Annotated in this window: 21 protein-coding genes; 12 read left to right on the top strand and 9 right to left on the bottom strand. The window is 44.3% G+C overall.

Annotated elements, in window-relative coordinates; all coding sequences use genetic code 11:
- Positions 1 to 381: 381 nt before the first annotated feature.
- From F0364_RS13945 to F0364_RS13930, 4 genes are all read left to right on the top strand, one after another.
- Positions 382 to 594 carry a hypothetical protein gene (locus tag F0364_RS13945; RefSeq protein ID WP_153798395.1) on the top strand — a complete coding sequence of 71 codons (213 nt, stop codon included), beginning with the start codon at positions 382 to 384 and terminating at the stop codon, positions 592 to 594.
- Positions 595 to 677: 83 nt separating this feature from the next.
- Complete coding sequence (locus tag F0364_RS13940; protein WP_153798394.1) at positions 678 to 1,163, top strand: RNA polymerase sigma factor; 486 nt, start codon at positions 678 to 680, stop codon at positions 1,161 to 1,163.
- A gap of 77 nt (positions 1,164 to 1,240) precedes the next feature.
- Positions 1,241 to 2,386 carry an anti-sigma factor family protein gene (locus F0364_RS13935; RefSeq protein ID WP_153798393.1) on the top strand — a complete coding sequence of 382 codons (1,146 nt, stop codon included), beginning with the start codon at positions 1,241 to 1,243 and terminating at the stop codon, positions 2,384 to 2,386.
- A gap of 17 nt (positions 2,387 to 2,403) precedes the next feature.
- Positions 2,404 to 3,288 (top strand): hypothetical protein, encoded by an 885-nt coding sequence (locus F0364_RS13930; RefSeq protein ID WP_153798392.1) that lies wholly within the window; start codon positions 2,404 to 2,406, stop codon positions 3,286 to 3,288.
- A 292-nt stretch (positions 3,289 to 3,580) separates the two neighbouring features.
- On the opposite strand, the gene F0364_RS13925 is transcribed toward F0364_RS13930, so the two are convergent.
- Positions 3,581 to 4,402, bottom strand: coding sequence for a carboxylesterase family protein (locus F0364_RS13925; RefSeq protein ID WP_153798391.1), 822 nt, complete (start codon positions 4,400 to 4,402; stop codon positions 3,581 to 3,583).
- A gap of 377 nt (positions 4,403 to 4,779) precedes the next feature.
- Between F0364_RS13925 and F0364_RS13920 the strand changes: the two genes are divergently transcribed.
- On the top strand, positions 4,780 to 5,217 hold the full coding sequence (locus F0364_RS13920; RefSeq protein ID WP_153798390.1) for a hypothetical protein: 438 nt from the start codon (positions 4,780 to 4,782) through the stop codon (positions 5,215 to 5,217).
- Between the two features lie 62 nt (positions 5,218 to 5,279).
- Positions 5,280 to 6,353 (top strand): serine hydrolase domain-containing protein, encoded by a 1,074-nt coding sequence (locus F0364_RS13915; RefSeq protein WP_153798389.1) that lies wholly within the window; start codon positions 5,280 to 5,282, stop codon positions 6,351 to 6,353.
- Between the two features lie 205 nt (positions 6,354 to 6,558).
- On the opposite strand, the gene F0364_RS13910 is transcribed toward F0364_RS13915, so the two are convergent.
- A complete protein-coding gene (locus tag F0364_RS13910; RefSeq protein ID WP_235921105.1) occupies positions 6,559 to 10,008 on the bottom strand; it encodes a hypothetical protein in 3,450 nt (1,149 codons plus the stop codon).
- Between the two features lie 64 nt (positions 10,009 to 10,072).
- On the opposite strand from F0364_RS13910, the gene F0364_RS13905 reads away from it, so the two are divergent.
- The 3 genes from F0364_RS13905 (at position 10,073) to F0364_RS13895 (ending at position 12,520) form a co-directional block, all read left to right on the top strand.
- Positions 10,073 to 10,723 (top strand): MBL fold metallo-hydrolase, encoded by a 651-nt coding sequence (locus F0364_RS13905; protein WP_153798388.1) that lies wholly within the window; start codon positions 10,073 to 10,075, stop codon positions 10,721 to 10,723.
- Between the two features lie 253 nt (positions 10,724 to 10,976).
- Complete coding sequence (locus tag F0364_RS13900) at positions 10,977 to 11,237, top strand: hypothetical protein (RefSeq protein ID WP_153798387.1); 261 nt, start codon at positions 10,977 to 10,979, stop codon at positions 11,235 to 11,237.
- Between the two features lie 521 nt (positions 11,238 to 11,758).
- Complete coding sequence (locus tag F0364_RS13895) at positions 11,759 to 12,520, top strand: TIGR02757 family protein (RefSeq protein ID WP_153798386.1); 762 nt, start codon at positions 11,759 to 11,761, stop codon at positions 12,518 to 12,520.
- Between the two features lie 3 nt (positions 12,521 to 12,523).
- Here F0364_RS13895 and F0364_RS13890 read toward each other — a convergent pair whose 3' ends face one another.
- The gene (locus F0364_RS13890; protein ID WP_235921104.1) at positions 12,524 to 15,700 is read right to left on the bottom strand and encodes an ATP-dependent helicase; all 3,177 of its coding nucleotides are present in this window, start codon (positions 15,698 to 15,700) and stop codon (positions 12,524 to 12,526) included.
- Between the two features lie 378 nt (positions 15,701 to 16,078).
- Between F0364_RS13890 and F0364_RS13885 the strand changes: the two genes are divergently transcribed.
- On the top strand, positions 16,079 to 17,500 hold the full coding sequence (locus F0364_RS13885; protein ID WP_153798385.1) for an Ig-like domain-containing domain: 1,422 nt from the start codon (positions 16,079 to 16,081) through the stop codon (positions 17,498 to 17,500).
- An 18-nt stretch (positions 17,501 to 17,518) separates the two neighbouring features.
- Here F0364_RS13885 and F0364_RS13880 read toward each other — a convergent pair whose 3' ends face one another.
- From F0364_RS13880 to F0364_RS13870, 3 genes are all read right to left on the bottom strand, one after another.
- Positions 17,519 to 17,716, bottom strand: coding sequence for a YgaP family membrane protein (locus tag F0364_RS13880; RefSeq protein ID WP_153798384.1), 198 nt, complete (start codon positions 17,714 to 17,716; stop codon positions 17,519 to 17,521).
- A gap of 17 nt (positions 17,717 to 17,733) precedes the next feature.
- Complete coding sequence (locus tag F0364_RS13875; RefSeq protein ID WP_153798383.1) at positions 17,734 to 18,378, bottom strand: hypothetical protein; 645 nt, start codon at positions 18,376 to 18,378, stop codon at positions 17,734 to 17,736.
- Between the two features lie 140 nt (positions 18,379 to 18,518).
- The gene (locus F0364_RS13870) at positions 18,519 to 18,962 is read right to left on the bottom strand and encodes an Hsp20/alpha crystallin family protein (RefSeq protein WP_153798382.1); all 444 of its coding nucleotides are present in this window, start codon (positions 18,960 to 18,962) and stop codon (positions 18,519 to 18,521) included.
- Between the two features lie 170 nt (positions 18,963 to 19,132).
- On the opposite strand from F0364_RS13870, the gene F0364_RS13865 reads away from it, so the two are divergent.
- A complete protein-coding gene (locus F0364_RS13865) occupies positions 19,133 to 20,221 on the top strand; it encodes a DUF3784 domain-containing protein (RefSeq protein ID WP_153798381.1) in 1,089 nt (362 codons plus the stop codon).
- Between the two features lie 152 nt (positions 20,222 to 20,373).
- Here the strand turns inward: F0364_RS13865 and F0364_RS13860 are convergent, their stop codons facing one another.
- From F0364_RS13860 to F0364_RS13850, 3 genes are all read right to left on the bottom strand, one after another.
- A complete protein-coding gene (locus F0364_RS13860) occupies positions 20,374 to 21,828 on the bottom strand; it encodes a c-type cytochrome (protein ID WP_207632668.1) in 1,455 nt (484 codons plus the stop codon).
- Positions 21,829 to 22,134: 306 nt separating this feature from the next.
- Positions 22,135 to 22,974, bottom strand: a complete 840-nt coding sequence (locus F0364_RS13855; RefSeq protein WP_153798379.1) for a putative universal stress family protein — start codon at positions 22,972 to 22,974, stop codon at positions 22,135 to 22,137.
- Between the two features lie 45 nt (positions 22,975 to 23,019).
- Entirely contained in the window at positions 23,020 to 23,493 is a 474-nt protein-coding gene (locus F0364_RS13850; RefSeq protein ID WP_153798378.1) for a pyridoxamine 5'-phosphate oxidase family protein, read from the bottom strand.
- Positions 23,494 to 23,694: 201 nt separating this feature from the next.
- On the opposite strand from F0364_RS13850, the gene F0364_RS13845 reads away from it, so the two are divergent.
- A complete protein-coding gene (locus F0364_RS13845; protein WP_153798377.1) occupies positions 23,695 to 24,072 on the top strand; it encodes a hypothetical protein in 378 nt (125 codons plus the stop codon).
- Positions 24,073 to 24,090: the final 18 nt, after the last annotated feature.

The following is a 24,090-nucleotide window of genomic DNA, read 5'->3' as shown; positions in this document are numbered from 1 at the left end:
TAGTTAGTGCTGTTGCTGGAATGGGCAATAGTAAATCATTGCCGTTCTATACGGCAATCAATGACACGTTGAGTGCGGCACTTTAGCACTTGAAACGGGCTCAGAAAATGCTTCTTAACTAATCTTCAACTGCTCCTCCTATACGCTGCGGTTCAAAAAATAATCCGTAATGTTTTCTTATCCCTTACTCAGGCACTTACTGGCTAACAATTAGTTATGTGGGGTTGTGTTTGCGTCAAATTTTAAAAATACTGGCGTATTGGTGTAACAATCAAACTGTTTTTACGTTCAGTTAAGGGTATGTGAAATAAAAAGCACCCGCAAGAAAAAATTGTTGAATATCCAATATACGATTATCTTCGTAGAACAAATCTATAACCAGTGAAGCCCATACGAAACATCATCCCTTTTTTAATGATAGCTGCGATTTTTTCGGCAGCATGGGTATTGTCTCCCCGGCAAAACCAGGCAGGTGGCCGTCATAGCCAAAACCAGCAACAGGCCAGCCAAAAAAAGGATTCCAACACAAACACTCCCGGCGGCGGTTCACTGTTTAACGAAAGCTTCTTTCGCATTAACACCACTTTACGGTAACTTTTTTACAGCACCCTGTAACTTTTTTAAAACAACATCGTACAACAACCAGCAAGGCAATAACTGAACAATCTCCGCTGTTTATGACAGAAAAAGAATTTAACGACTGTGTTAACCTTTACTCCGACAATGTTTTTCGCTTTATTGTGAAAAACCTGCGGCATGAGGAAGACGCACGGGATATTGTTCAAACGGCTTTCGAAAAGCTTTGGCGGAATATAGAAATGGTAGACCCGGCAAAATGCAAATCTTATCTTTTCACAGTGGCCTATAACCAGATGATAGACCACATAAGAAAGGTAAAACGCATACATTTGAAAGAAGAATTTAACGACGAAGCCAAAGTTCAGCAAACACAGGTGAACAACGCCAGGAAAACCCTGCATGAAGCGTTGAATAGGCTGAGCGAAACACAACGAAGCCTTGTTATGCTGAAAGATTACGAAGGGTACAGTTACGATGAAATTGGGCAAATTACAGGCTTAAACAGCAGCCAGGTTAAAGTTTACCTGCACAGGGCAAGGATTATCCTGCGCAACTACCTGGTAAGCCCGCAAAATGTAATGTAAGTTGTAAACAATTACCGGTGTTAATGGCAGGGCTTTTGCCCGCAAAATATAATTTACCATTTGCTAAAAAAACAACCGTGGCAGTAAACAGGCAAAATTACGAAGAGTATTTTCTGCTGTATGTTGATGATGAACTGAGCATCCATCAGCGTATGGAAGTGGAGTGGTTTGTACAGCAAAACGCAGACCTTGCGGCAGAGCTGGAGCTGTTGCAGCAGGCCCGGCTGCTGCCAGATGAAAAGCTGGGCTTTGGTAATAAAGCCAATCTTTATAAAATAACACAGAGCCATATTAACCTGGCCAATTACGAAGAATACTTTTTGCTATACATAGATAATGAGCTATCTGCCGATGAAAGAAAAGATGTAGAAAAATTTGTATTGCAGCACCCGCAGTTGCAGCAGGAGTTTACACTGCTGCAGCAAACAACCTTGCCACCGGAAACCGTTGAGTTTAAACAAAAAGACGTTCTTTACAGGCGCAAGAAGGAAAGAAGGATAATTGCTATGCGCTGGTGGCGTTTGGCCGCGGCCGCTGTATTAGTACTGGCAATATCCGGCACAGTTGTATGGTATGCCGGTGAAAAAGAAAGCAGCCAGGAGCAAGGCCTGGTGACCATTGATAAGAGTCAACAGCCAGCTACCGGTACACAGCCACAGGTACAGCAAAAAGCAAACGAACAGCCTGCTGTTGCGCAGCAATCAGCACAGCCAGCACAACAAACAGGTACAGACAGAAAACCCGGAAAGGAAGCGCAGCAGGCGCCTGTAACTGCTAACACTAAAACGCCTCAAGAAAACAGTAAGCAACGGCAACCGGCCAATACCGTATCCCTACCGGATGAAGAAATTGCCGGGGTTGAAACTGCAAAACCGGTAACGAATGATGCTGTGGTTATACCTGTTGTAAAGCAACCCGAAGATGCACCCATTATTGTGGGTAACCTTAACCGGGAGAGCAGCATAACAGTAAAACCTTCCATTACAACAGAAACAACCGGCAGTAACAATGCAACGCCAGTTGCTACTACTTACAAAGAACTGGATACCGATATAGATGCGGAGCAAAGAACCGTGTATGTAGGCTCCATGCAACTGAATAAATCCAAAGTAAAAAATTTACTCAAAAAGGCATCCCGCCTGTTTGGAAATAAAAACGAAGAAGACATTGATAACGGCAAGCTGCAGATTGCCAGTTTTGAAATAGACAAGGAAAACAAATAACGATCAAACCAAATTACATGAACAAGCTTTTACTTATTGCAGCAGCTATGTTTTTTGCCCACGCAACCCTGGCCCAGTCAGATAGTACGCAGAAGAATGAGCCGGATACCATAAGGGTAGGCAATTTTATCATCGTAAAGAAAAACAAGAAAAAGAGCAGGAACGATGATACCAATTACAACAGCGATACAGACAGCTCCTTCAACATACAGATAGGCAAACCGGGTGGGGAAAGACGAAGGTACCGCGATAACATCAGCACCAATTGGTTCATTTTCGATTTTGGCTTTAACAACTGGAATGACAGGACCAACTATGGCAGCGGCTTATCCGGAAATTACCTGGTTACCAGCGGTAACCAGCCAGGTTTTACCAAAGAAGATTTTACGTTAAGAAGTGTACGCTCCATGAATGTAAACATCTGGCTGTTTATGCAAAAGCTAAATGTGGTTGACCATGTGGTAAACCTTAAATATGGCCTTGGCATTAACATGTACAATTTCTTTTACGAAAAGCAATTAACCACCAGCTACACCAAAGGCCCGGCCAGCATCTGGCGGGATACCGTACTCTTCTCAAAAAACAAACTGGCAGCGGATTATATAACCGTGCCTTTTATGGTAAACATAGACCCCTCCGGCGGAAGAAGAAAAGGATTGAGTTTTAGCTTTGGTGTTAGCGCCGGGTGGATGTACAGCAGCCGCAACAAACAAAGCAGCGACGAACGGGGAACACAAAAAATATCAGGCAATATTGGCCTAAACACCTGGCGCTTTGCTTACATTGGCGAGCTTGGCCTGGGCCCCGTACGGTTGTATGGCACCTACAGCATCAACCCCCTTCATAAAGAAGCGCTTAAGCAATACCCTTATGCTTTTGGCATAAGATTAAGTAACTGGTAATTCTACTACATCTGTTTAAAAAAAAGCCCTGTACAAAACGGGGCTTTTTTGTGCTTGAATAATTCGGTTAAGGGGGGTGCCCCCAAGATATCGCAAGGGGTCGGGCAGAACTGCGTTCGCAACCTTCGTCAAAGCAACATTTAGTTGCTTTTCCTTGGTTGTGCTCATACTCCGGCACAAGGCCCGGCTGCGGTTCCTCACCGGGGTAACCGCTTCAATCCCTCACACGAAGGTATAGCCGGTTGCTTTTTATGCTGAGCTTTCATGTACCATGATAAGAGCTATGAAACCATTATCTTTTAAATGTCAACATCCACTCATAAATATTCAGCCCATTTTCCTTGTAGCCCGGGTTGCAGGCAAGTGTCCATGCGTCGTGACCGCCCTTGTCTCTAATGGTAAACCTGGCTGGTATAAGGGGGTTATATCCATTTATCCAGCTTATAAAATTTTGAGAGTCCTGGAACGGTATATTTTGATCGTCTTTATTATGAAAAGCCCAGACCGGAACATGGTTTTCGGCCAAAACTGAGGCTTTGTCCGCATCGGGGGTTGCTGCGCCGCAAACAGGTACAATGGCGGCAATTCTTTTAGCCCAATCGGCGCTGCGGCTGCTATAATCCCACACTAACCCGCCACCCATACTTGTTCCTACCAGGTAAATGCGGCCTGGCTCTATGCGGTAATTGTTCACTGCATAATCTATCAATTCGTTTGCCTGGCTTGGTTTGGGCCATGCTTTAAATTGCGGCATTAGTATAACAAATGAATGGGCCGAACCATCAACAGTAAAAGAAACCGGCAGCTTTTTCTCTTTAATAAGCTGGGGTAAAGCAAAGCGAAGAATTTTATCCAGCTCTGTGGTACCATTTCCCTGCGAACCGGAGCCATGAAAAAACAGCAGGAGCGGAAAATTTTTGTTGCTGCCTTCATAATCCGGCGGAAGTGCTTCATAAAAGCCGCCAATGTTATCGCCGATGGAAACAGCTTTTGCCTGTAATGCGTACTGTTCAGTTGGCAGAGGCTCTGGCTCCGGCGAAGCAGCTTGTTGCTTTGAACAGGAAGCCAACAATAGGATAATAGCTACCAGGTAGCATGCGGGGGTGTTTATCATACATTTTGCATTAAAAAGTTAGCTGATGAGCCGCTGGTTTTTCACAACCGGAACGATAATGAGTTTAGCATTTGTAAACTTCACAAAAGCCTGGAGGATAATGGTTTAGGATATACGGCAATATAACACGAGAAGCTAAATATGCCAATTAAAATTTATTTTTTTGCGAGGTTTATAATCCGGTATGGTTACATATTCAACATTGGACAGGTCGAGATGATAAACCGTGATTGTTACGGCATACATGACAGCGGTGTGCGGGGCTTTGCTCCACATAGATTTGCTGTACACGAGTGCGACGCAAGGAACGATTCCATAACAAACCTTCTGCCGGGCCCATAAAAAAAATCGTAATATTAAATACTATAAACACGGTTATGGAGCAGCAGGAAACACAGAAAACAGGGCAGCAGAAAAATTTGCTGGAAGACGTTTTTGATACTGCCGCCTATGAAAGAAAAATAAGGTCTGCTGAAAATACCATTTACATTGTGGCGGTGGTACAACTGTTGGCAGGTGTTGTTGTTATTTACCTGTCCGCCGCAGAAAGAAGGCTTTTGATGGGGTTTGTTTTTGGCGGGGTTGCCGTGTTTTTCTTTGCCATGGCTTTGTTATGTAAACGCTACCCCTTTACAGCTATATTAATCACGCTTATTTTTTATGTGTTGCTGGTTACTGTGGATGTAATTGAAAACCCCTCTGCGCTTATTAGCGGTGGCATCATCAAACTCATTATAATCGTGTACCTGGTAAAAGGCCTGCTGGCGGCAAGGCAGGCCGCCAAAATGAAAAAGATGTTTAACAGTAATGAATAGTTTAACAAAAATTAGAGAGTAACTGGCGAAGTTGACAATAGGTAAGGTTTTATCTTAATAGTATGAAACTGATAAATGGCCTGCTGCTTGTTTTTGCTGTTTGCCTGTTCAGCTCCTGCTACCTGGCACGGGCCTACAAGTTCAGGAAGTTCAACCTGCAGGACCATGAAAAACTTGCCTCTGTAACCATACCCAAAAGTGACAGCCCCTACCGTTTTATACAACCTGCTGCCGGCAACTATACGGGCCTGGGTAATTTTTTAGACAGCAACCTGGCCGGTACGCAAACCGCCGCTTTTTTGGTAATACGCAACGACAGTATTATTTACGAGCGTTACTTTAATGGTTTTGATACGCTAAGCAAGCTGCCCTCTTTTTCCGTAGCCAAATCTTTTGTAGGCACCCTGGTAGCCATAGCCATTAGTGAAGGCTATATAAAAAGCACGGCTGAGCCCATTACCAATTACCTGCCAGACTTATTGAAAACCGATACAGGCTATGCACACATTACCATTCAGCAGGTGCTGGACATGCGTACCAACCTTAAGTTTACAGAGCGTTACAACAGCCCAACATCCGATGTTATACAGCTTGGTTTTAAAAACAACATGCGTAAAAAAATGCTGCAGACCGGCCTTGACAATGGTAACGGCGATTTTGAATACCAGAGCCTGAATACGCAAATACTATCGTTTATACTGGAAAAAGCCACCGGCCGCAAAACGGAAGATTACCTGCGGCAAAAGCTATGGGAACCATTGGGTATGGAAAGCGATGCTACGTGGAATACCGATGGCCGCGATGAAGTGCGGGCTTTTTGCTGCCTTAATGCCACCGCAAGGGATTTTGCCAAGCTGGGCGTGCTATATCTGAAGAATGGCTGGTGGAACGGGCGGCAGCTCATTCCCACGCAATGGGTAAACTCTATCACCAACCGGGATAGCATACAGGGCTACCGCTACAAAAACCAGTGGTGGCTATCCCGCACCGGCAGCACTTATTTTGCGCAGGGCGTACTTAACCAGCAGGTGTATGTTGACCCCTCCAAAAACCTGGTTATTGTACGGCTGGGCCACCGGTGGACGTACCCGAGCTATATCAACAGGTTTATAAATGGTTTGCAGGAAAAATTGTAATTATCCGCTAATCATCCAGCAGTCTTTTTATGAAGACTAAACTTTGGGGCTGGGCTGCAAACACTTAATCTCTGGGTTCATTGTACAATTTTTTGCCTGGGGTAAACAGGAAGCGCCGCATCTTCTCATGAACATAAAAAACCCGCCTTCAAATAAAAAGCCCCGCCGGAGCGGAGCTATTTATGGTAAAAATGAGGTAGTGATATTAAAAATCAAGGCCTAAGGCAAAATACCAAAGGGGCTTGCCACGGAATATACCGCTCATGGGCCATGCGGCATCAACCTTAAGGAAGTAGCCCAGTAGCGTACTCCTGGCGCCAAAACCGTAACCACCTGCAAAAGGCCCTATGCCACCTGCCCTCAAGCGCATTTGCACAGGATTATTTCCATCGCCCGTACTGAATATTTGTGTTGGCCTGGCAATATTGGTAATTGCACCTTCCCATGCTGAACCAAGGTCTAAGAACTGCACCAGTTGAAAATTACGGAGGAATGCATTGTTTACCGGCCTGTTAAGCAGGGTGGTAAACACGGGTAAGCGCAATTCGCTGTTGATAACCAGGGCATTGTTGCCGTTGGCTATGTTCTGGTGAAAGCCACGCATGTTAATGGCCAGCGACTGAAACGCGTAATTGGTATTCTTTGGCTGGTTTTCGTTAATAAATTTGGGGCTTATCCATCCATCAACACCACCCAGGAAATAATTGATCCTGCCATCGCCAAAGGAAGCATCGCCTGCTGCCCTTACGGCCCATATAAAGTTGCGGTATATTTTCAAATAATGCCTGGCATCAAAACCTACGTTATACGTGTTTTTACCGCCAAATCTTTCTGTTGCAGCGCTGCCTAAAGCCATATTGAAATCAAAGTATATTTTCCAGCGGATGCCGTTCCATATGTTAAGTGTAGGGTTAATGGTATTGTCATGCACATATTCCAGGTGTGTTAGCACGGTTGAAGCGGTGGAATCTTTGTAAGTAAGGCCAGTTTCATCCGGCTGGCCATTGAATATATTGTACGGCCTTACTACACCTCTATCCCTTCTTAAACCGCCGGTAAACCGCAGGCTTTTAACCTCGTTAAATGGCAGGTTTACATTAAACTGGTAAAGGCTGGTATATAGCATGTTTTCGTACTGGGATTTTGGATCGGCATTGGGGTCGCCGGGGTTGCCAAAAAAGCCAAAGTAATTTTTGATATTGCTTCTGTAGTAGGTAAGCCCCCAATCAACCCTTTTTCTCAGGTTTTGGAAAGAGAAGAAAAAGTCTTTGTCGCTAAGGCTGCTGCCAAAGCGAAAACCACCAATGAATTTAATGTCTTCAAACAAATCGCTTACGCCTACGCGGAAAGACCAGTTGATATCGTTGCCATTGTTTAGCTGTATGGGGCCACTGCCGCCGGCGTAAGGCTGGTAGCGGTTAACAAGAATGTTGTTGGTAATACCGGCAAGCACATAATCCGCACTAAACTTAAGCCTGTAATTAAACAGGGATGTTTTAGAAAGTACCGATGGTTTTGCAGGCGTCTGCGTTTCCGGCGAAATGCCCGGCATTTGTGCAGATGTATCTGTTTTTCTTTCTTCTTCAAATTCATCCTGGAAAACATTCTGCTTTGGTTTTGTACTGTCCGCATCCGCTTCATCAGGCTTTTGGGCGGGCGCTACCTGTATGGCTTCGCCTGTAGCGGCTTTCCGCTCCTGCATTACCCGTTTTGCATAGGCGGTAGGCCTTGCGTTTACATTGCGCTTACGCAACGTGGTTGAATCTACACGCAGCTTATACAAAAACTTATAGTCCCCTTCTCTTCTTACTTCGGTTACCTGCCCGTTGTTGCCGGCTACTTTTGTTTCCAGCAGGCTGCTTTGGTAGTTGGTAATGGGGAAAGTATAGGTAGAATCTTTAAACACCTGGAAGTAGCTGATGCTGTCCGGCTCGGGCTTTTGCCAGGCCTGCAGGGTGGAGTCCAGTTCCTTGTCAACCGGGTTACGCAGAATTTCGTCGCCTATGTAGTATAAGGTATCCAGCCCATCCCGCTGTGTGCTGAAAAAGCCAGCCCACCGGTTGTTAATGCCGTTCTCATCGTTGGCAAACGTAAAGTGGTTGGTATTGTACTGCATAGGGTAACGTGCATTACCCATTTTAATATTGCTTAGTTGCGCAATTTGCTTCACTTCGCTATTGTTATTAATGTCAACCAAAAAGATGTTGAAAGGATAGCGGCTGGGTAAAACAGTATCGCCCTTGGCAGCATTGGGGCCGGGCCGGTTGGATGCGAAGATGATGCCTGTTCTGTTGGGAAATGCTACCAGCGATGGGTCCAGATCATCGTACACATCGTTGGTAATTTGTTTGAATTTGTCCTCGTTAATTTTATAGGTGTAAATATCAGAGTGTCCGTTTTTCACGGCACTCATCAAAATAGTATTGGCATCCAGCATAAAGCCCGCATCAAGTATCTGGTCAACCCCGGTAATCTCCTGCTGAAAGCGCTTGATGTTGGCAATAACATCATACACAAACATTCTTATCTTACCTTCTTTCCAGTAAATAACCAGCAGGCGGGATCCCTTGCCATCCCATGCCAGTAAGGGATAGTTGGGGTTAATGTCGCCGGTGTAGGTTCTTACGCCATACTTCAGCAATACTTTCTTTTCTGAGAAGTTGTCAATATAATTCACCCTGTAAACGCCCTTGGTAAACTCAACCACCGCGTAAGACATATTGCGGGGGTTGGGGTTGGCCGTAAAACGAAAGAAATCGCTTTTTTTGGTTTCTTCCACAATTGTAAGGCGGCCGCGTGGTGCATTACGGCGCTGCTTAATATCAGCAAAATAGCGTTGTTGCTGAAAATCCATAAACTCAGCCAGTACTTCTTTAAATTTCTTTTTGCAAATGCGCTGCGCCGCGGTGTTGATATTCTTGTACAGGCGGGAGAGGTATAAAAAATAAGTAACATTTTCAGGTTTGTACCGCTCTGCTATATAATACCAAAAGGCATGACCAGCAAGAATGGGCTTGTCAAAAGCAAATTGGTAAAAGGTGTTGTAGTTGCCGCTGAGTACAGCGCTTTTAAGGTCATCGTCCTTTTGTGTGCTCCACGGCTCGGCAATGTATTCAACATAACCATCAGTAAGCCATTTGGGTAAGTCAAGCAGCGCCTGGTTGCTGGCAAACTCCCCCACGTCATCGCCAAATAAAAGGTTGTCGGTTAATATGCGTGCAATACCTTCCCGTATCTGCCGCTTTAGCGTGCTATGGTTGCCATCAAAATACAGCACCATTTTATTATTTACCAGTTTGGTAAGGCCGCCGGCATTCTGCCAGTCTATACCCATGCCAATGTTGCTGGATTTATAGTCGTCGTAAGTGTTGTAAATAACAATATTGGCCCGGCGTTGTAAGGAGTATTCAATAGCCTCTTCAATGCCCGGCAGTTCATCCTCCGCAAGCTGTGCAATAAACTTGCCCAGTTCAAGGCCGCCCTGGTTAAAGTAGATATTAAAGTTGGGGCTCTGGTAATTCTTCCAGTCGAATTTCTTGTGCTGGATACGGTTTTTGCCGAATTCCACGCTGTTAACCTGTGCGTGGGCGATAAAAGGAACGATAGCAGCAATGAATAAAAAACACGGGCCAGTCAAGAGGCGTTTCACTTTCATTATCCGATCTTTAGAATTTTAAAATTAGCATAATTACTTAAAAAGGTCTGTAAAATATACGTTTATGCTCACAGTATCGTTGTTCACTTTTAACCCTTTCCAGGAAAATACTTTTTTGCTCCACAACGAAAAAGGCAAAGCGATTATTATAGATCCCGGTTGCTATTTTTCCGCTGAACAGGAAACGTTAAAAAATCAAATTCTACGGCTGGGTGTTACGCCGGTGCAGTTGCTGGCTACTCACTGCCATCCAGACCATGTGTTCGGCGCTAAATGGGCTGCTAAATATTATAACCTTGAGCTATATCTTCATCCCGAAGAGGAGATAATATTGCAGGGTGCCGGCACTTTTGCATTACGCTATGGCCTTGGTTTTGATACTTACAAAGGCCCGCTGCATTTTTTAAACGAAGGCGATACCATACAACTTGATGAGGACGAGCTTCAGGTAATATTGGCGCCGGGCCATTCACCCGGCAGCATTTGCTTTTATAGCCCCCGGCAAAACTTTCTTATAGGCGGCGATGTACTGCTTTACGAGAGCATTGGCAGAACAGATTTGCCGTTAGGTAACTCAGAACAATTGCTAGCCAGCATAAGGCAAAAAATTTATACGTTGCCGGATGATACGGTGGTCTATTGCGGCCACGGCCCTGCAACCACTATCGGGCACGAAAAAGCGCACAACCCTTATGTAAGGCCCCTGCCGGTGTAGTAATAAACTGCTTTGCAGTTTTTTTGCATATTTATGAGCCCGGCAGCAGGAACTACTATTGGGCTTTGCTTGCGTCGCACTCTTGTGCGTTCTGTTCGCTGCGCAGCTTTTCCCGCAGGGTAGATGTGCTTCCGCTTCCAAAGGCTTTTCCCTTGGCAATGCGGATATTCAGGGCTTCTGTAACATTTACTTAACCTTCCCTTTACGACAACATAATACCACATAGCTAAGTTCATGGCAAAATATGCAAGCCATGAACACTTATGCCTCCCTTCAGTTAAACCGTTTTTATCTTGTAAAAGAAAATGAAAACGAAGAAATAGTATTGGTACAGCCGGTTATGGAAACCGATGCATGCTATCTTGTTATGCACCATGATGACTACGAAAGCGCTTTCTGGAGAAAAAAAGAAGACAGCATTTATGAAATTGTGGATGAGCTTACGGATGAACAGTTAGCAGAATATGAAAACCTGTTTACTGACGAGAAAGAAGAGGAATGGGAAGAAGAGTAACTGTAGCATGATGCCTCTTTCTCTGTGTTCGAGTATCATCTGAAACATCACCAGGCATTTACCTGTCAACAGGCTGGCTACCTGCCAATTGTAGCCGGCAACCGGCTTTCGGGTGAGGGATTGAAGCGGTTACCCCGGTGAGGCCATCGCAGCTGGGCCTTGTGCCGGAGTATGAGCACAACCAAGGAAAAGCAACTAAATGTTGCTTTGACGAAGGTTGCGAACGCAGTTCTGCCCGACCCCTTGCGCAGCTTGGGGGCACCCCCTAAAAATTATAGCACGTAATGGTAACCAATGTTTTATGCAAACCCGGCTTAAGTTTTTGCGGTTGATGTGGTTTTCGCAACAGTTCAGTACACAAAACAGCCAATTCACTACAGGCTATGTTTTGCCGGTGGCGGGTGCGCCCTACTTTTGACTTATCAAAAACGCCTGACTCAACAATTATCATCATACATTTTCAATGTTCAAGCTCCCTGCTTTTCCAGGCGGGGATTTTTTTTGCGCCTTATTTTTACAGGATGATTCCTTCGCTGAAAGATTTTCTGGACAGTAAGGTGCAGCAGTATAACCAGCCGTCGTTTATTAAGGATGACCCCATTTGTATTCCGCACCTGTTTAGCAAAAAGCAGGATATTGAAATAGCGGCTTTTTTTGCCGCAGTTTTTGCATGGGGCAGCAGGACTGTTATCATCAATAAATCCAGGGAGTTAATGAAGCTGATGGACATGGCCCCTTATGATTTTTGCACCACCCACCAGCCACAGGATTTAAAAAACCTGCTGCATTTTAAGCACCGTACTTTTAATACTACCGACCTGTTGTATTTTATTGAATTCCTGAAACATCATTACGGCCAAAACAGCTCGCTGGAAACAGCTTTTACCCGCTGGGGAACCAATATGGAAGACATGCTTACGGGCTTTCACCATTACTTTTTTTCACTGGAAGATGTGCCTGCCAGGACCAAAAAGCATATAGCTACCCCGCAAAAGAAAAGCAACTGTAAAAGGCTTAACATGTTTATGCGCTGGATGGTAAGGAAGGATAATGCCGGCGTTGATTTTGGTATTTGGAACCACCTGCAGCCTTACCAGCTTATATGCCCGGTTGACCTGCATGTAGCAAGGGTGGCCAAACGTTTTAACCTGCTGCACCGCAAACAAACAGACTGGAACGCAGCCCTGGAATTAACAGCTTACCTGCAGCAGCTTGACCCGCTTGACCCTGTTAAATATGATTTTGCATTGTTTGGCCTGGGGGTGATTGAAAAGTATCATTGATGTTTATTCCTCTTCTTCTTCTGCCACTTCATGCAAAGCTATAGCCAGGTTATTGGTTTTTACAAAATTGCACCAGTGGCAATCTTCTTTACCACAGCCCTGGTAAAACTCCCTGTCCTGAATTTTTTGCCAAACGCTGGTTATCTGTTGCTTTACGGTGGTAATATCTTCAGGGGTAATTACCACTTTGCGCTTTTGGTAGTTTTTCTTTTTATCTGGCTCAATAAAATCAAATTCTGTGCTTATAACATTCCACTGTTTGGTTTCGTAATTATCAATAAGAATTTTATAAAAAACAGCCTGGCGCCAGTAATCGCCGCCGTTGGGGTATTTATCGCTGGGGGGCAGCAACTTGTCTTTGGCGTTATCGGGGTCGCCGGTTTTGTAATCTACCACGTTAACAGATTTACCTTCAAACTCAAGTTTGTCCAGCTTGCCCTTTAGCGGAACGCCGTTTACTACAATGTTGCGGATGTTTCTCTCAACGGTAACTATTTTGTTCCAGGTGTTGATGTATTTGTCATAGTAATTGGCCAGCACTTCCTCGCCATACTCCAGCCGGCGGTTAAACTGTTCTTTGGTAAAGCTTTCGCGGTGGCGGTGCATGTACCAGGTAAAATCTTTAATAAAGTCATCTTTGGGTGCAAACTGCTTTTCGTTGTCCAGCATTTTTTTAAACAACTGCTCCAGGGCATAGTGTACGGATGAGCCAAACTCCGTAGCCTCGTTGCGGGGCGACGGTATGCGGATAAGGTTTTTAAAATAAAACTCCAGCGGGCATTTAAGGTAGTTGTTAAGCGCCGTTACGTTCATCACAAATTTATCCAGCAGGCGGGTGACAAATTCATCTTCCAGCCGTTCAATTTCCGGCTGCAGGTTGCCTTCCAGCTCCAGTATTTGAAATTCTGTAACCACCGCGGTGTCTATAAAAATTTTTTCAACCGGTATGTTATGCTGCTGCTGTATTTCGGCGATAAACATAGATGGCTCCATTTCCTTGCCATCGTTTTTAAAGCGGCTGTAAGAAATGGTCAGATATTGCTCTGCCCGGGTGATGGCTACATAAAACAAACGGCGCAGCTCTTCGGCGCTGTCTTCAGCAGTGGCAGCGGCTGATGAAAACACGGTATCGGGCAGTTTGTAACCGCCGCCGGGCTTTCGCTTCTTTTCCCAGTAGGCTGCATTGCAGCCTGCAAAAAAAACATATTCAAACTCCAACCCTTTAGAGCCATGGCTTGTTAACAGGTTAACCCCTTTTTCGCTGCCGCTTACCTGCACCAGCGGTAGTGGTATGCCTTCTTTCTCCATCAGGTCAAACATGCCCACCAGGCTTTTTAAGGATAGGGATGGGTTTCTGTGGGCTTCCTCTTTCACAAAATCAAACAGGGCGGTAAGCACCTGCATCAGCCAAATTTTGTCTTCACTTTTACTGATGATACCCAACAGGCCTGTATCGGTAATAATACGCCCAAACAGTACCAGCAGTGTTTCATTAGCCACCAGTCCCATCAGCTTTTCAAGTATTTCACCTGCCTTTTTAAGGTTAGCGTTTATGCCCTGCGAAAACAAATCCCTGGGTGGCTGGTTGCTCTTTTCGTACAGCAATCTTCTTACTGAAGTTTTGTTCTCCCCAAACTGCCTGCCCGCTACCTCTATGGTAAGATTGGCAATTTCTACAGGAGGAATGTTAAACCAGTCAAAGTGCAGTATTTCAAACAGCATTTCATCGCCGCCATCCGGTACATCATGTTCGGCGGCCAGGTAGCGCAGCAGCAGTATTATTTTAGCGGCCAGCGGTATTTCAAACAGGTTAATGCTGCGCTTGCTGTACACCGGTATGTTAGCCAGTTTAAAATACTTAGCCAGTTCCTCGCCATACCTGTTCTCTTTATAAATAATGCCAATACGGCCAGGCTCAGTGCCATTTGCCAGCAGGCGTTGTACCTGTAGCGCAATGTCTATCATTTCCTGCCTGGCTGTTTCATACTCTTTAATAACAGGCAAGTGGGTAAGGGCACTGATTTTTGTGTTGGAGGCCAGCAGGTTTTTGCTAAGCCCATCAATTTGCTTTACCAGCCGTTCATTGTTTTTTTCAATAATACTTTTAGATACATCCAGTATCGGCTGCGTGGAGCGGTAATTATTGGTAAGCACCACGGTAAGCAAATCTTTTTTATAGCTATCCGCAAAAGCCAGCATATTTTCTACGTTGGCGCCCTGGAAGCGGTAAATGCTCTGGTCATCATCGCCCACAACAAAAACATTCGGTTTTTCCCAATAGTTAATCAACAGTTGCACCAGCCTGTTCTGTGTGCCGCTGGTGTCCTGGTATTCATCCACCAGTATGTACAAAAACTGCTCCTGGTAACGTGCCAGCAGGTTTTTGTTCTCTTCAAAAGCCTTTATTACCCAGGTGATCATGTCATCAAAATCGTACCGGTTTTTGCTGCGCATAATTTGCTGGAAGCGGTTGAATTCATTAACGGCGGCCCGCAGTTTTTCCATGCGCTCCAGCTCTTCCTCCAGCTTGTCTTTTTTAAGGTCGCCGGCTTTAAATTGTTTATAGGCACGTTTGTAAACAAACTCATCCCGCTGCGGCAGAGAATTGACATACTCATCAATTCTTGCATTGATGAATTCCGGCGTCCAGCCCTCCCGCTTCATAGTGCTGAACAGGTGCTGCAGGTTGTTGATTTCAAAATACACATCGCCACGGTAACGCTTCAGCGGGTGGTTTTTAGGAAAGCTGTCAATAAGCTGCTTAAAAAAATCAATACGCTCCAGTTCCGACACAGGATCAAGTACATGCTTTTCAAAAAGCGAAAGGTTTTCCTGTATCACATCGTTGCAAAAAGCGTGGAAAGTGTAGATGTTAACCTTGTAGGCATCCGGCCCGATAAAACCTGTGAGCCTTTTGCGCATGGCCACAACACCGGCATCGGTATAGGTAAGGCACAGAATGTTTTCAGGCAGGGCATCCGTATCCAGCAGTATTTTGCCAATGCGGGCAGAAAGTATCTGCGTTTTGCCTGTTCCGGGCCCGGCAATCACCATAACAGGCCCGTCTATGGTATCAACGGCCAGGCGCTGCTGCTCATTAAGGTTGCTGTAAATTTCCCTGAATTTTTCTACATGGTACTGTTTGGATGGCATGTGCCAAAGGTAAATGTTTATAGACATGATTGCCGGTTACCGGATGCGATCGCTGCGCTGTTAAATGTGTAAAGCGCAATGTTGTTATGGAAACGATGCCATTACAAAAACTATCCGCTACCTGCAACTAAGCCTGCTACCAATAACAATGCTGCCCCACCATGGCGAATAGAAATACCGGACGTATAAGAGTGCGACGCAACGAACGCTCAATAGTAATTCCTCCTGCCGGGCCCAAAAAATTCCTGTATTCATATAACGGGCAGCCATTAGAAAAACTAATCTGCTTTGGTCTGCCCCTGTTTTGTTCCCTATCATCCTGTTAAAACAAGTAAACCATTGGGCCCAGGTACTTCCTACTTCATAACCCGTACTTTTTCTTCCCTATGTTTGCACAATCTATATATGAAGCGGATAGCATATTCAGCAGTTTTTATTGTTTCTGTGTTTGTATCAATGGTACTGGTAAGCGGCCCGGGCTGCGCCGTAATTATACCGCCGGGAGGGGGGCCAAGGGATTCGTTGCCACCGCAACTTGTATCGGCCAACCCCAAAGATTCGGCGCTTAACTTTAAAACCAACCGTATTGTTTTAACCTTCGATGAATTTGTGCAGCTTGACCAGGCTTATACAGAACAACTGGTGGTTTCGCCCATGCCGGTAAACCCGCCTAATATTGAGGGCAGGCTAAGAACCGTAAGTATTAAACTCCGGGACTCGCTGGAAGCCAATACCACTTACTCCATTAATTTTGGCAATTCCATTAAGGATGTTAATGAAGGCACGCCATTTAAGAATTTCACGTATGTATTTTCAACAGGGGATAAGCTGGACGAGAATGGTTTTGGCGGCAAGGTGATACTTGCCGAAAACGGAAAGGTTGACAGTACGCTGATTGTTGTATTGCACAACAACCTTAACGATACGGCCGTGGAAAAATTGAGGCCGCGGTATTTTACCCGCCTGGATGGTAAGGGCAACTTCAGGTTCAGGTTTTTGCCGAGTGATACGTTTAATGTGTTCGTGCTGCCCAATGATTACAGCAAAACTTACGACGACTCCACCAAAATGTTCGCGTTCATCAACAGGCCGGTTTTTGTAAACGATACAACAGGGGATGTTACGCTGTATGCCTACCAGGAAGAGAAGGAAAAACCCAGGCCGGCTGCAACATCTTCCGGTAACAACCAAAAAAAGGATAAAGACCAGGAACAGGAAGATAAAAGACTGAAGTTTACCACCAACCTCAGCGGCAATGAACAAGGGCTGCTGGATAGCCTGAAATTTACTTTCAGCCGCAAACTAAGTACGTACGATTCCACACAAATACAGCTTACCGACACCAACTATACTGCACTTGGCGGCGTAAGTTTTTCGTTAGATACCGGCCGCACCAAATTAACCCTTGCGTATGCCTGGCCGGAGAATACCCCCTTTAAGTTGATACTGGCCAAAACGGCTGTTGCAGACAGTGCCGGCGTTAACCTGCCCAAAGCGGATACTTTATCTTTTACCACTAAACGGGAAAGCGATTATGGCAGCATCTTTCTGCGGTTTAATAATATTGACCTGGCGAAGAACCCCGTATTACAGGTAATGAAAGGAGAAGAGCTTTTTCAAACCATCATATTAACCGGAAAAGAATGGCGGCAGCGCCTGTACGAACCGGGCGAATACGAAATGCGTATTTTGTTTGACGACAACAAAAACGGCAAATGGGACCCCGGAAATTATAAGCTGAAAAAACAGCCCGAGCTGGTGCAGACCATACCCAAAAAACTAAGCATACGTGCCAACTGGGATAATGAAGACCAGTTGAATTTTTAACCGGCGTGCTGATAGTTGTTAGTTCACCTTTATAGTTCTGCGGCAGGTATTAATGCCAAGTAATGCGTACAATGGGCAAAAGCCCGCAAATGCGGTTATTAAGGGTACAATGGCAACCAGCGCCCACCAGGATGTAAAATAAACACCAATGGCGGTTATAAGGATGGCTGCGGATATGCGTATATTCCTGTCTGTTTTACCAACGTTGCACTTCATAACAATTGTTTTTATGGTTAATTTATTTGTTGTTTAAGTACCTGCATTTTTACCATTCGTTTTACCACCAGGCGGCCATACCGGTGGGCCATTTGGTTAGTGTCTTCTTCGTCAAAAGCCTTTGTTGTGGCATTCCATGCCAGTTTTTTGGTTTGCAGGTTGTACAGGCTGCTTTCCCAGAAATACTGCGTATTTGCATAGCTTACAACCGGCTTTACAAGAATATTCTGTAAGGCGTTGCGGTAACCCCAAAAACTGCTGTAATAGTAGTCGTTGGCGGCATAGTCCATATCGCGGGGAAGGTGCTTCCATTCTGTTTTGCTGTCGAGCAAAACAACGGTAAGCACAGCATCAATTCCGCGGCTGTTAAGCTGGCTTGTAATCTGTTCTTCATCCCATCCCATAAAAGACTGCCCGGTAAACTCATCTGTAGCGGTTACGGCATTATACCCGAGATCCTTAAGGTCTCCTGATAAATGACTCTCCATTTCTTCCAACACTGCGTTATTGGCGTTTCTGTTTTGTGCGACGCCCATTACCAGTATCCTGTTATAGTGCAATGGCAGGCTATCCTTGGTTCTCCATGAAGTTGTTATTGCGGATGGCCTGCAACCTGTTGCCAGTACGGCTGTTAGGATGAGTAAATTGTAAATGATTTTCATAACCCGTGTAAAGTATTAATATGCTTCTCAGGGCGGTATGATTTGCATCAGGCACAGGCAGGATATCCATCATGCTGCCGGTATAGCCTGCAAAAAAGCCCTGCCGGTTATGGCAGGGCATATCCTCACAGGGTAACCAGTTATTTTACGGTTACCAACCGGGCAGATGCTTTTTTAACTTCTTCCTTTTTGGGAAGGGAAATCTTAAGGATGCCATCTTCATAGCCAGCTTCAATATTGTCTGTGTTTACTTCTTCCGGTAAAGAAAAACTGCGGCTGAAAGAAGCGTAATTATATTCTTTGCGGGTTACTTTTTCTTCCTTCTCTTCTTTCCGTTCTTCCTTACTGCTGCTAATGGTTAGCATACCTCCATCAAGGGTTATGTTGAAATCTTCTTTTTTGAAGCCAGGCACTGCCAACGAAACGTTATAGGCCTGTGCGGTTTCTGTAATGTTTACGGCAGGTATTTTCAGGGTCTTGTTTAACAGGCTGCCGTTTTCAAACCATTCGTTCCATGGTCTGAAAAAATCCTCAAATACAGAGGGCATGCCTTCTGAAAACCTGGATAAAGCTTGTGTTGCCATAAAACCTCCTTATTGTTTTGTTGATGATTGATGAGGGAACAAAGCTATTGTTGCAGAGAGGTTGTAAAAATAATGGCAGTCATTACTGTTGCTGAGATAAATCAGCTTTTTGAACTTGCGAAAGCCTTTAATTTAACTGCATTACACACTGGTTATAAAATCATCCTTCTATGCTTCGTTATGTTTTTGCCTTTATTTTATTCCTGCATGGGTTTATACACCTGGCAGGCTTTACCACTGCTTTTAGTTATCATCAACTGTTACGGGTAACAGCCAGTATTTCCCGGGCGGCAGGTGTTGGATGGCTGCTGGCTGCTGTTCTGTTTTTTGCAGCCGGTACTTTATGGCTGTTTAAAAAAGATAGCTGGCTAATACCGGTATTGGTAGCGGTTGTTGCTTCGCAGGCGCTGATAATTATTTCGTGGAAAGATGCAACGGCCGGTACGCTTGTAAACATTCTGATACTCCTTGTGGCCATACCGGCATTTGCGCAACAGCGTTTTACAGCCAAAATAAGGCAGGAAGTATCGGCCATGCGTTTGCAGGCACATGAAACGGACACTGTGATTACCGTTGAAATGCTTGCACACTTGCCCGCTGTTGTACAAAAATGGTTGCGGCATTCCGGCGTTGTAGGCAAGCAGTTAACCAGTACAGTATGGTTGCGGCAGGTTGGTGAAATGCGTACCAAACCCGGCAGCCGCTGGATGCCTTTTGAAGCTACGCAATACTTTACTGTACAGCAACCGCAGTTTAACTGGCAGGTAAAGGCACGGATGATGCCGCTGTTAACGCTTACCGGGCGTGACAGGTTTTGTGATGGCAAAGGTGAAATGGATATAAAGTTATGGTCGTTAATCAACGTTGCTTCCGCAACCGGCGATGATAAAACAAATACAGCTACTATGTTACGCTACCTGGCAGAAATTACCTGGTTTCCCACAGCGGCCTTAAGCAATTACATTAGCTGGCAGGTTATTGACGATACTGCAGCCAGGGCGGTAATGACATACAAAGGCATCACGGTTTCTGGTATCATGAAATTTAAACCCAGTGGAGATATCAAAAGCTTTGAGGCCTGGCGTTACATGGGCAGCGGCAAAGACGCCAAACCTGAGAAATGGCTGGTTGAAATGACGGATTACAAAGTGTTTAATGGTATGCGCATACCACATAAGAACAAAGTGACCTGGAAATTGAAAACCGGCGATTTTAACTGGGCCAATATTGAGGTGACGGAATTAGTGTTTAATAAGTGAATGTGAGCATTTTCAACCACTATCCGTTATCAGAGACAAGAATTTATGGGCCCGGCAGCAGGAATTACTATTGAGCTTCCGTTGCGTCGCACTCTTGTACGTTCGCTTCCTTACTGAGCTAACCGGTAATGTATCCTTTGTTGTATTCTATTTCAATAGGCTCTTTCAGCAACGGGCATACCACAATCACAATCGCAATTTCCGGGTTTTAGCTTTTCCGCCTTTTTTAACTGCAGTTCTATGTCTTTAATTTCTTTATCTAATAGAATTATGGAATCTGCATTTTCAGTCTTGCTGACGCTGACGGTAAAATTTTCTATATTTAATTTTTGAACTGCATTTTCAACCGCCTCTTTTGACGCTTCTTTTAATTCTATGCTAAATTCCTGGTTAGGCTTTATTACAAATTCATGTACTGCAAAAGCGATTTTTTCATTTTCCTCAGTTACAGCTAATACAAAGGCCTTTTCTTTTTGCGGGAGGGGTATGCTACCGTTTGTACTGTAGAAAGCGTACGAATCAGTATTTTGTCCTGCGGGGCCACCTGCTACAAATACCTTGCGTGATGGTATAATTAGGGAAATGCTTATTCTTTTGCGGTATTCACCAACTATTCTTACCAATAATTTGCTCTCACTAACCCCTTCAATCCCCTTCAACAATATATCAATATTGTACCAGCCAAAATTCTCAATAGAAAACTGGTAGTATGTGGCTCCAAAATATTGGGGACTCACTTTTTCATCAAAATCTGCAACAGTTGTTGTAGGTGGGGCAGCGCCGGGTTCATTGTTATCCGAAAACATTGGACCATTCTCACTTGATAACCTCTGCCGTTCGCTTATGGAGAGGTTTTTTAGTTTATTCAGTTTACCGGTTAGCCTTATATAAGTTTCACAACTGTCCACACAATCTTTCAGGTATGCATGCTCAGGAAGTCTAAGGTTACGCCTGTCGCTTTCATTCTGCACGTACTTCATAATGGCAAGCCTATCTGAGAATGACAAACTTGGAAATGGTACGCCTGCAGCCATACCAGACAGTTTTTGAAGATTGCATTTGTAGTTATCGGGCAAATCATAATGTGCATGCCTCGCTGTGTCTTGTGCGCCCATTTCAGAAAACATCCTATAAAGTTCTGTGTAGTGAAAATAGTATATGGAGTTACTTTCATCCGGCGGAAATCTTTTCATAAAATGCGCAAGATCAGGGGCAGTCAGACATTTGCCAACGGCATGGCAGCTTGCGCAGTTGTTCACGAATATTTGTTTCCCGTATTCCAGATTATTAAGCTGTTTGTTTTCTGGTAAATTTTCAGGGCTGTCCCAGTTTATTTGTCCATTAGCTTGCTGCGCACCTTTATAAAGCTGCATGCCGGGTTGCAGAAAATCAGATGGTATTGCTACCTGTATGCGCTGCTTGAAAATTATTTGTGAGCTTTCTTTTGCATCTATATAAATCATGCCGCCGCTGCTTAGTGGTTGACTATTTGATGCTGTAAAAAGCCCAGCTTTGATGATCTGCTGAAGAGTAAAAGCTTCTTTTACCAGTAACGTAACGGTTGCTCCGTTTTTATTTTCCAAAGTGCCAGCAGGTACTTTCAGCATGGCGCCGTTTGCCGTTTGCACAACTGTATCCCTGGCCGTATTAATTATGAAAGTTTGAGTTTGAAGACTTTTCTGTGAGAGCAGGGTGTTTTTGTTAGTGCCGGTATTACAGGCAAAAAAGGTAAAAATAGAAAGCAAAGCCAGGTATAGGAGTTGTTTCATGATCATATGGGTATCAAAAGAATATACTTCTATGCATAAAGATAGCTTTGAAAGTTATTCCTACACCTAACTTCACAAAAAATGGCTTCTTTTAAAGAAGCCACTAATAATCCATACATATTCCCCCCATAAAAAGTATCTTATTTACCGGTGCGCTATAAAAAATGGGTGGGTTAAAGTCTTGATTAACAAATCTGCATGGCTGGGGCTGAAGAGCCTCGAAATGCTGCTTCTGCCGTAAGCGCCCATTACAATAAAAGTGTTTTTCTTTTTAAACAGGTAAGAAAACAGCTCTGCTTCTGCCTGGCCCCGGATGATTTCAAATACTGTCAGGTTATAATGCTTTTTCAGCCACTCTTTAAAATTATATTTTTCCAGGGTAGCCGTAGTGTCATCCTCCTGTACCTGCAGCACAGTAATCTTTTTGTCTTTCAATTCCGGAAACAGGTAGGTGAACTGTTTAATGGCAAAAATGCTTGATGCGGAAGCATCATAAGTAAATACAATTTCATTTATCTCATCAAATGTTTCTGGCGCTATAATTACAGGGCATTCCGCTTCTTTTAAAACCGTTTTTATAAAGTTAGTGGGGCTGCCTTCAAACTTTTCACGGAAGGAAGTTTCGCCGTCCATCACAATAACATCGGCATACCTGCTTTCATTAATTATTTCCTGTGCAGGAAACGCCCTGTTGCGGTGCACATTGCAACGCACCCCTCTGCTTTGGCAGGCATCTTTATACAAAAGAATGTTGTGGCTTACTATGTCAATTTTTTCCCGGTAAGCCACCGTTTCTTCGTCTATACCAGGGTTCAGGTAATTATATTTGTTTCTTTCTTCCATGCTTAACCTTTCTGCATCATTAATGGTTTCCAGGAAAATGCCTGTTACTGCGGAGCCGGTAAGCCTGCCCAGGAAGGCGGCAAAGTCAAGGGCCGGCATGTTTAATTTAACGCCGTCAAAAGCAACTAATATTTTTTCCATAAAATGGCTTTGAAAGTTTGTTTAAATATTTTGTACCGCACCGCTTTAAGAAGCATAATATTTGGTAGCGGCCTGTATTTCGTAACGGCCTGTTTTTTCAAGCAGCTTAATGCGGAATATAACACCCTTCACCATATCAAATTCATCTGAGGAAAATGGCCATTGAGGTGTAAGATGAACGGTTTCGCTGGAAATGAATGGCAACTCCCTGTCAAGCAAAAGGCGAATTCCTTTAATACGTTCGGCTTCATCAGTAACCTCTTCAAAATAACCCTGGCATATAACACTTTTCCAGGCGGCCATATTTTCCATGGTATCTGCTTCAAAGCAAACAGATGGGTTTTTTCGCATCATGTCAAGTTTCTGGCCCTCATAAGTGTGTGCATAAATAAAACCGTTTTCATAAGCATAACTGATTGGTACCACGTAAGTAAGGTTATCCGCATGGCAACCAATGCGCCCGACAAGCTGTTTTCTCAGCACATCTTCTATCTGGGCGTCTTCAAGCATTCCTATCATGGCAAATAATTTTAATGAAAATACAAATGCAGCCGGCCCGTGGCAATGACGCCTGTCAGCATGGTTACTGATGCTCGTCAGGCCGGTATGCATAAACAGGAAGCTATCCAGAACATGATAATAATCATGCATGTACCTTGCCACGGTCAGGTTTTAACATCGCCTGTATCTTAAGCTTTGCAGTTCTAAAATGATTCGTATATGCAGAATGTATTAACCACTCAAAAAGTTACCGGCTTTGTTCCGGCCACATACAAAAAAACAAACACTGCAGAAGCTGGCGCGGTTAAAAGATTTTTTAGCTGGTTCGCAACGCAGGAAGACAAAAGGTTTATGTGGGCAGCATTGACATTGTTGGGGCAAATTGGCCTGGCCCTGCCTTGCGCACTGTTTTCAATTGTTTATTTTGGCGGTAACAACTTCGCTTTATGGATACTGGCCTGTGTAGTTAACGTGCCTTCACTTGCTTTAACACTGGCAGCCCAGCCGACAAAAGTTACTTTGCCAGCCCTGTTTCTTGCATGGGCAGTAAATGCCGGCATTATCCTTTTTTCTTTAGCTTCTTATTTACTGGCGTAAACAAGTTTAATAACAACA

This window comes from Foetidibacter luteolus (assembly GCF_009650435.1).
Taxonomy (GTDB): Bacteria; Bacteroidota; Bacteroidia; order Chitinophagales; family Chitinophagaceae; genus Foetidibacter; species Foetidibacter luteolus.
The sequence above is the reverse complement of the archived record's forward strand: the minus strand, read 5'-3'. Positions and strand labels throughout refer to the sequence as shown.